The sequence below is a fragment of the Pseudomonas sp. 05T35 genome, from assembly GCF_056396605.1.
Genome location: NZ_JBFTLU010000209.1, coordinates 1 through 7,591, shown reverse-complemented (window position 1 = coordinate 7,591; position 7,591 = coordinate 1). Strand labels below are relative to the sequence as shown.

Below are 7,591 nucleotides of genomic sequence, written 5' to 3'. Positions count from 1 at the left end.
GACAATGGCGTCAGCAGCAGCAGCAGCGTCTACGATCCCGCCGATGGCCGACTGCTGCAGTTGCTCGCGCGTAAAGGTGAACGAACCCTGCAAAACCTGCATTACGCCTATGACCCGGTGGGTAACATTATCCGCATGGCCGATGAGTCCCAACCGGTCACCTGGTTTGCCAATCAACGTGTCGAACCGGTCAACCGCTATAGCTACGACTCGCTCAATCAATTGATCAGCGCCACCGGGCGTGAGGTAGCGTCAGTCGTCAATGGTCCAGCACTGCCCGAGCTGATCTCCCCCCCGGATCCTGCTCGACTACAGCACTACAGCCAGACCTGGAGTTATGACGCAGGCGGCAATCTGCTCGCACAGCATCACAGCGGTAAACCCACGCACACCATGCTTGTTGAAGCCGGCAGCAATCGCGGGCTGACCCAGGTCGAGGGCCAAGAGCCGGACTTTGCTGCGAGTTTCGATGACAACGGCAATCTCAAGTTTCTGGCGCCGGGACAAGCGATGCGCTGGACGGCGCGCAATCAACTCAGCGAAGTCCTGTTGGTGACCCGGGCAAACGGCCAAAACGACAGCGAGCGCTATCTCTACGACGGTGCCGGTATGCGAGTGCGCAAGGTTCGTCATGCACAGGCGGCGAGCGTGACCCGAAAAACCGAGGTTCGGTATTTGCCGGGGCTGGAGATTCGTAGCGATGGGGCGGACAGCCCTGACGAAGTGTTGCACGTGCTTAATGTCCAGGCGGGACGTAGCAGTGTTCGGCTACTGCATTGGGCGCACGGTCAGCCGGATGACGTCGAAGAAGATCAGTTGCGTTACAGCCTCGACGACTATTTGGGCAGTAGCACGCTGGAACTGGATGGCCGTGGCAGCCTGATCAGTTATGAGGGGTATTACGCGTATGGCGGTACGGCCTGGTGGATGGGGCGTTCGCAGGTTGAAGCCAAGTACAAGTATGTTCGTTATTCGGGTAAGGAAAGGGATGCGACGGGGTTGTATTACTACGGCTTCCGGTATTATGCACCGTGGTTGCAGCGGTGGATTAATCCAGACCCGGCTGGGATTGTTGATGGGTTGAATCTATATGGAATGGTTCATAATAATCCAATTAACCTGATAGACAGCTCGGGAGCCATGTCGACGATACCGGAAAGTGCCAACTGGATTTGGATGGGGGGATCGCTATCAGTAGGGAGCGCGATCAATATCAATAAATTTATGTTTAATAACCCAAGCTATAAAGGCACTCTTTGGGTCGATAGGAGAGCAGGCCAAGGCAGCCATTTAGCAATGCGGGAAATGTTAAGTCATCGAATAAATATCAGAAATGTAAGTGAGATATTCGACAGCGCTGGTCCAAAGTTGCTGGCGGCTTTTGAGCGCGAACGATCAGGTCCACTCAAAAACTATGCGGCAGCAAGTGACATCGCCAGAGTAGCGCTTCTAGAAAAGGGTGCATTGTACATGGATGTGGATGTCGAGATGACAGCACCTATGTCACCTTTAGAGGCAAAGGCAGGTATCTTGATAGGTCCCGTCGAAGGACGCGATCTCGGAAATGCTATAATCGCGGCCCCTCCAGGATCAGAACAGATCAAAGCGGCAACTGAAAAGATCATCTCTGCATATGAGGCTTCGAACAATACCGCATGGTCCGTAAAGCGGCGGTATCCGAGCCCTTCACAAATAAAAGCTCAAAGCTTAGCCAGACACGATGTTTCACTGTCTATGCAGTCCATCAATGAGAAACTCATGACTATCCAGCGGGTGCAGATATATTCAGACTCCGAATTCGGAAAGGCAGAGGAGTCGTCTTTGGAAGAGTCACTGGAAAGCTTCCGTAAAATATCAATGTCTCTTGGGGTAAGCCTTGAGCGCCGGGCGGCCGACACAAGTAGAATGACGGGTACTAAAATGTGGAGAAAATTGCTTAATGCAGAATTTGGTGTTCCCCAGCGCCTTCGTTTTCCTAGTAACTTGTTTGAAAACGTAAATGCTTCCGGGCTGTCGTACACTAAAAGACCTCCGCTTCTGCGACGGTCATCTATTTAGGTGGAGTACACCCCATGGCGTTCTATCCGGAAAAGGTAGGGCAGCCGCAAAAACTGAGTTGTTACCTATGTGGGTGAGTCATACCGCCAGCGATTTTTTAATGACCTCTTCGTTTGAGGTCCAAAAACGCTGGCCTGGTTGAAAATCAGCCCTTTTCTAGGGCTGTCGTACCGGGTTCGGTGGGGCGAGCCGCCGTTCAGCTCAGCGGCGGCAAATTAAGCGCAGCGCAGCACTCCTCAATCGACCTCCGCTGTGTATCGGCATAYAGCGCCAGTTCATCGATGGTCGACCGCCCCAATGCTTGTTCAAACGCCTGCCGGTTCGAATGCTCGCCGTAGTGGGTTTGCGCGGCATCCCCGAGGTTCGACTGGAAGATCCCCGCCGCGCTGACCGGCAGAAAGTCTTCGTACACCAGTGGCTCTGCGCGAATGAATTCGGCGTTGAGCAAGCCTTGCAACGACGCTGTCCCAAGTTCGTCGCCATCAGCCGCGAGGCCCTTCTCTGTGACGAAATAGCGGAAGTAGGCCAGACCCTGTTCGCGCATTTCGCGGTAGCTGTCCGGGAAGGCTTTGAAGTGCTCTTCCATCAGGCTGTTGTAGCGCGCCGCGTTGGCTTCGTTGGGGAAGTCCTTGAGTTCATCGCGGGCAGCGTTGAGCAAGCGGTCGTAGAGTGCACGGCCTTCAGGCGTCAGTGCGGCGCCGCGTTGTTCGATTTCACCGAAGCGGGCGCTGTGGCTGCCGTGGGCCTGCTGCTGATCGGTGAACGCAATCGGTTCGTCCAGCGCTTTGAAACTGGTCTGGCGCAGCAGGATCGGACACTGGCGGCGCGGTGGGCCTTCGATTACCGCTTTGGGGGTGATGCCGTGTTCGGGCATTTTTGCCTGCACGATGTCGATGTCCAGGGTGCGCGGCGTCAGGTGATTGATGTGCGGGCCTTTGAAGGCGACGACGTCGGCAATCAACCGATGCTGGGCGCTGAGTTGCTGGTATTGCGCGGCGGTGACAGTGGCGCGGTGGTGCCAGCGGAAAGTTTCCAGTGCCTGTTCGACGAAATCCTCGGCTTGCTGCTCGTTGAGTCCGCCGTGTTGTTCGGCCTGCTCGATCAGCGCCAGTGCCTGCGCGGTGAAAATCGAACGCTTGGCCAGCACCGATTCGGCAAACGTGCGCAGCTCGGGGTTTTCGATCAGTTCCAGGCGCAGCAGCGAGGTGAACACCCGGAACGGACTGACTTGCAACGACGCTTCATGCACGGCGCGGAACGCCGTGGAGTGCACCGGCACTCCTGCCGGCGTCAGGTCGTAATAGCCGACCGGCTGCATGCCCATCACCGCGAACAAGCGGCAGAGCGTCGCCAGCTCTTGCGCGGTGCCGACGCGGATCGCCCCGTGGCGTTCCAGGTCCAGGCGCTCGATTTCGCCTGTGCTGCGTAACTGTCGGGCAATCGCCGGATCGCTGTCGAGCACCTGGGCGTTGGTCTGCGCCACCAGTTCCATCAAGGCGCCGTACAGCGGCACTTCTTCGCGGTACATGTCTGACATCGCTCGCGAGAAGCGTTGGCGGATCAGGTCTGGGCTGACGACGTTGTGGTTGCTCATAAACACGAATCCCGGCGCAGTGACAGTGGAGTAGGCCGATTCTGTTCGGCACAGGCGACGCTGACAAACGAAGTTTCTTCTGAACTTCATTCTGCAAATGACTGCTGCGATCAACGCAATATCTGATCCACCAGCTCGATCCAGTGCCGGACTGGTGTCCGTCCGGCGCTGGCGAGGTGGCTCTGGCAACCGATGTTGGCGGTGACGATCAGCTCCGGCCGGCCGCTTTCCAGAGCGTTGAGCCTGTTGTCGCGCAGTTGCCGGGCGAGCACCGGTTGGGTCAATGAGTACGTCCCGGCCGAGCCACAGCACAAGTGACTGTCGGGCACGCTGGTGAGGTTGAAACCGAGGCGGGTCAGTAGTTCTTCGACTGCACCGCCGAGTTTTAGCGCGTGCTGCAAGGTGCACGGGCAGTGGAAGGCGATTCGTCGTTCGGTGGCCGCGCACACTCGCTCCAAGGGTTCGTCGCGCAGGATCTCCACCAGGTCCTTGCTCATCTCGCTGACCCGTTTGGCCTTGGCCGCGTAGGCCGGATCGGTCTTGAGCAAATGCCCGTAATCCTTGATGAACGCACCGCAGCCGCTGGCGGTTTGCACGATGGCTTCGGCGCCGCTTTCCAGCGCGGGCCACCAGACGTCGATGTTCTGGCGGGCGCGATTGAGCCCCTGYTCCTGAGCGTCAAGGTGATAGTCCAGCGCTCCGCAGCATCCGGCCTGGTGAACGGTGCTGACGCTGATCCCCAGTCGATCGAGCACCCGAGCTGCGGCGGCATTGGTGTTCGGTGACAAACCCGGCTGCACACAGCCTTCGAGCATCAGCACTTTTCGCGCATGCACCGTGGTTGGCCATTCTCCCGCTGGCGGCACGTCGCGCGGCAGTTTGGCTTCGAGGTCGCGCGGCATCAGCGGCCGGAAGGTTGCGCCGATCTGCAACAAGACCTTGAACAGTCCGGGGTTTGGCGCCATTGCCCGCAAGCCCTGACGCAACACGCGCTGGCTCGCCGAGCGCGGCACCGCCTGATCGACCACCGCGCGGCCGATGTCCAGCAGGTTGTGATAATCGACCCCGGACGGGCAGGTGGTTTCGCAGGCGCGGCACGACAGGCAGCGGTCCAGGTGCAATTGGGTCTGGGCGGTGGCGGGGTGACCTTCGAGCACTTGCTTGATCAGGTAGATGCGCCCTCGTGGGCCGTCCAGTTCATCGCCGAGCAACTGATAGGTCGGACACGTGGCGTTGCAGAACCCGCAGTGCACGCAGGTGCGCAGAATGCTTTCGGCTTCTGCCGCGCGGGGCAGGCGTTTGGCCTGATCGCTGAGGGTGGTCTGCATGCTTCAGAACTCCGCGTACATCCGGCCAGGGTTGAACAACCCCTGAGGGTCGAGTTGGGCCTTGAGCTGTTGGTGATAGCGCAACAGCGCCGGCGCCAACGGCTGGAACGGCGTGTCGCTGACGCCGTGGCTGTAGCACGTCGCATGGCCGCCCAGATCCGCGGCCAGTGACTGAATGTCCGGCGCCTCGGATTTCAACCAGCGTTGCGCACCGGCCCAATCGATCAGCTGTTCGCCGGGCAGCGTCAGCGGGCCGATGTTGTTCGGCAATGACAGACGCCACAACGGCAGCCCTTCATCGAAAAATGCCAGCTGTTGTTCATTCAGCGCCTCCCAGTATTGAGCGTCCAGCACCTCGCCACCGAGGCGCTGATGGGCGGCGCTGACCGAACCTTCGCCGCCCTCCAGCCGCAGGTGTAATTGCCGGCCGTCATGGCACGCCGCGCTGATGGGCAGCGGTTGCTGGCCCCACTCGGCGAGTTTGCTCAAGGCGTGGGCGCTGTCGAGTTCCAGGCTGATGCTCAGGCACTGGCGCGGTTTGGGCAGGACCTTGAGCGAGACTTCGGTGATCACGCCGAGGCAACCGAAGCTGCCGGTCAACAACCGCGACAGGTCATAACCGGCGACGTTTTTCATCACCTCGCCGCCAAAACGCAGCTGTTTACCGTTGCCGGTGATCAGCCGGGTGCCGAGCACAAAGTCACGCACCGAACCGGCCCATGGGCGACGCGGGCCCGATAGCCCCGAGGCAATCATGCCGCCGACCGTGGCGTCTTCACCAAAGGAGGGCGGCTCACAAGGGAGCATTTGCCCGGCCGCATCCAGCGCCGCCAGCAACTCCCTCAGCGGTGTACCGCAGCGAGCGGTGATCACCAGTTCGGTCGGGTCATAGCTGACGATGCCGCGATGGGCGCGGGTGTCGAGCACCTCGCCAGCCACCTCGCGGCCGAGGAAGGCCTTGCTGCTGGCGCCTTGAATGCGCAGCGGCGTGGCGTTCTCCCGGGCCTGGTTGATTTGCTCAAGTAACTCCACGCTGGCGTCCCGGTCCTGGTCGGTGTGCATCAGAAACGCTCCAGTTCAGGGAAGGGCAGTTGTCCGCCGTGGACATGCATGGCACCGAACTCGGCGCAGCGGTGCAGCGTGGGAATGTTCTTGCCGGGATTGAGCAGGCCTTTGGCGTCGAACGCGATTTTGATTGCGTGAAACACCGTCAGCTCGTCGTTGTTGAACTGCGCGCACATCTGATTGATTTTCTCGCGGCCGACACCGTGCTCGCCGGTGATGCTGCCGCCAACCTTGACGCAGAGTTCGAGGATTTTCCCGCCGAGGGCTTCGGTGCGTTCCAGCTCGCCGGGCTGGTTGGCGTCGAACAGGATCAGCGGGTGCATGTTGCCGTCACCGGCGTGAAACACGTTGGCGACTCGCAAGCCGTATTCACTGGCCAGCTCGGCAATCCCCTTGAGCACCCGAGGCAACTCGCATCGCGGGATGGTGCCGTCCATGCAGTAGTAATCCGGCGACAAGCGCCCGATCGCCGGGAACGCCGCTTTGCGTCCGGCCCAGAATTTAACCCGTTCCGCCTCGTCGCGGGCCTGGCGCACTGCACTGGCGCCGGCCTGTTCCAGCACAGCGCGAACCCGCAGGCAATCATCGCGTACATCGGCTTCGACGCCATCGAGTTCACACAGCAGAATCGCCTCGGCGTCCACTGGGTAACCGGCGTGAACGAAGTCTTCGGCGGCGCGCAAGGCCAGGTTGTCCATCATCTCCAGGCCTGCGGGAATGATCCCGGCAGCGATGATCTCCGCCACGGCGCCTCCGGCTTTTTCCACGGAGTCGAAACTCGCCAGCAGCACTTTGGCGGCCTGCGGTTTGGGCAGCAGTTTGACCGTGACTTCGGTGATGATGCCCAGCAATCCCTCGGAGCCGTTGAACAGCGCCAACAGGTCGAACCCTGCTGAGTCCAGTGCGTCCGAGCCTAAGGTCAGGTGTTCGCCTTCAATCGTCAGCACTTCCAGCTTCAGCACATTGTGGACGGTCAGGCCGTATTTCAGGCAGTGCACGCCACCGGCGTTTTCCGCGACATTGCCGCCAATCGAGCAGGCGATCTGCGAGGACGGGTCCGGCGCGTAATACAGGCCAAGCGGTGCGACGGCCTGGGAAATTGCCAGGTTGCGTACCCCCGGTTGAACCCGAGCGGTGCGGGCGGCGGAGTCGATGTGGAGGATCTGATTGAAGCGCGCCATCACCAGCAGCACGCCTTTTTCCAACGGCAGCGCACCTCCGGACAACCCGGTGCCGGCGCCACGCGCCACCACGGGCACCCGATGGGCATGGCAGAGTTTGAGCACGGCCTGAACCTGCTCGAAATAACGCGGCAGCAGCACCAGCATCGGCGTGGTTCGATAGGCCGAGAGCCCATCGCACTCGTAGGGTTTGAGTTCTTCTTCGCGGTAGAGAATGTCCATTTCCGGCACCTGCTCGCGCAAGGCGTTGAGCAAGGCTTCCTTGTCGACCGGGGGCAGGGCACCGTCGATGCGTTCGTCGTAGAGAATGTTCATCAGATGACAAGCCTCGTAGCAGCTGCCGAAGGCTGCGTTCGGCTCGGTCC

General features: G+C 60.2%; 5 protein-coding genes. 1 reads left to right on the top strand and 4 read right to left on the bottom strand.

Annotation, left to right across the window (positions count from 1 at the left end; translation table 11 throughout):
• Positions 1-2,058, top strand: a 2,058-nt coding sequence (locus tag AC1DH9_RS16810) for an RHS repeat-associated core domain-containing protein (protein WP_477808454.1), incomplete at its 5' end; no start/stop codon positions are given.
• A 196-nt stretch (positions 2,059-2,254) separates the two neighbouring features.
• Here AC1DH9_RS16810 and hglS read toward each other — a convergent pair.
• From hglS to glcD, 4 genes are all read right to left on the bottom strand, one after another.
• Positions 2,255-3,652, bottom strand: coding sequence for a 2-oxoadipate dioxygenase/decarboxylase HglS (gene hglS, locus AC1DH9_RS16805; protein ID WP_427536489.1), 1,398 nt, complete (start codon positions 3,650-3,652; stop codon positions 2,255-2,257).
• Positions 3,653-3,762: 110 nt separating this feature from the next.
• The gene (glcF, locus tag AC1DH9_RS16800; RefSeq protein ID WP_427536491.1) at positions 3,763-4,980 is read right to left on the bottom strand and encodes a glycolate oxidase subunit GlcF; all 1,218 of its coding nucleotides are present in this window, start codon (positions 4,978-4,980) and stop codon (positions 3,763-3,765) included.
• Between the two features lie 3 nt (positions 4,981-4,983).
• Positions 4,984-6,042, bottom strand: coding sequence for a glycolate oxidase subunit GlcE (gene glcE / locus AC1DH9_RS16795; RefSeq protein WP_427536493.1), 1,059 nt, complete (start codon positions 6,040-6,042; stop codon positions 4,984-4,986).
• Positions 6,042-7,541, bottom strand: a complete 1,500-nt coding sequence (gene glcD / locus AC1DH9_RS16790; RefSeq protein WP_427536495.1) for a glycolate oxidase subunit GlcD — start codon at positions 7,539-7,541, stop codon at positions 6,042-6,044. The genes glcE and glcD overlap by 1 nt, the downstream gene beginning before the upstream one ends.
• Between the last annotated feature and the right edge of the window lie 50 nt (positions 7,542-7,591).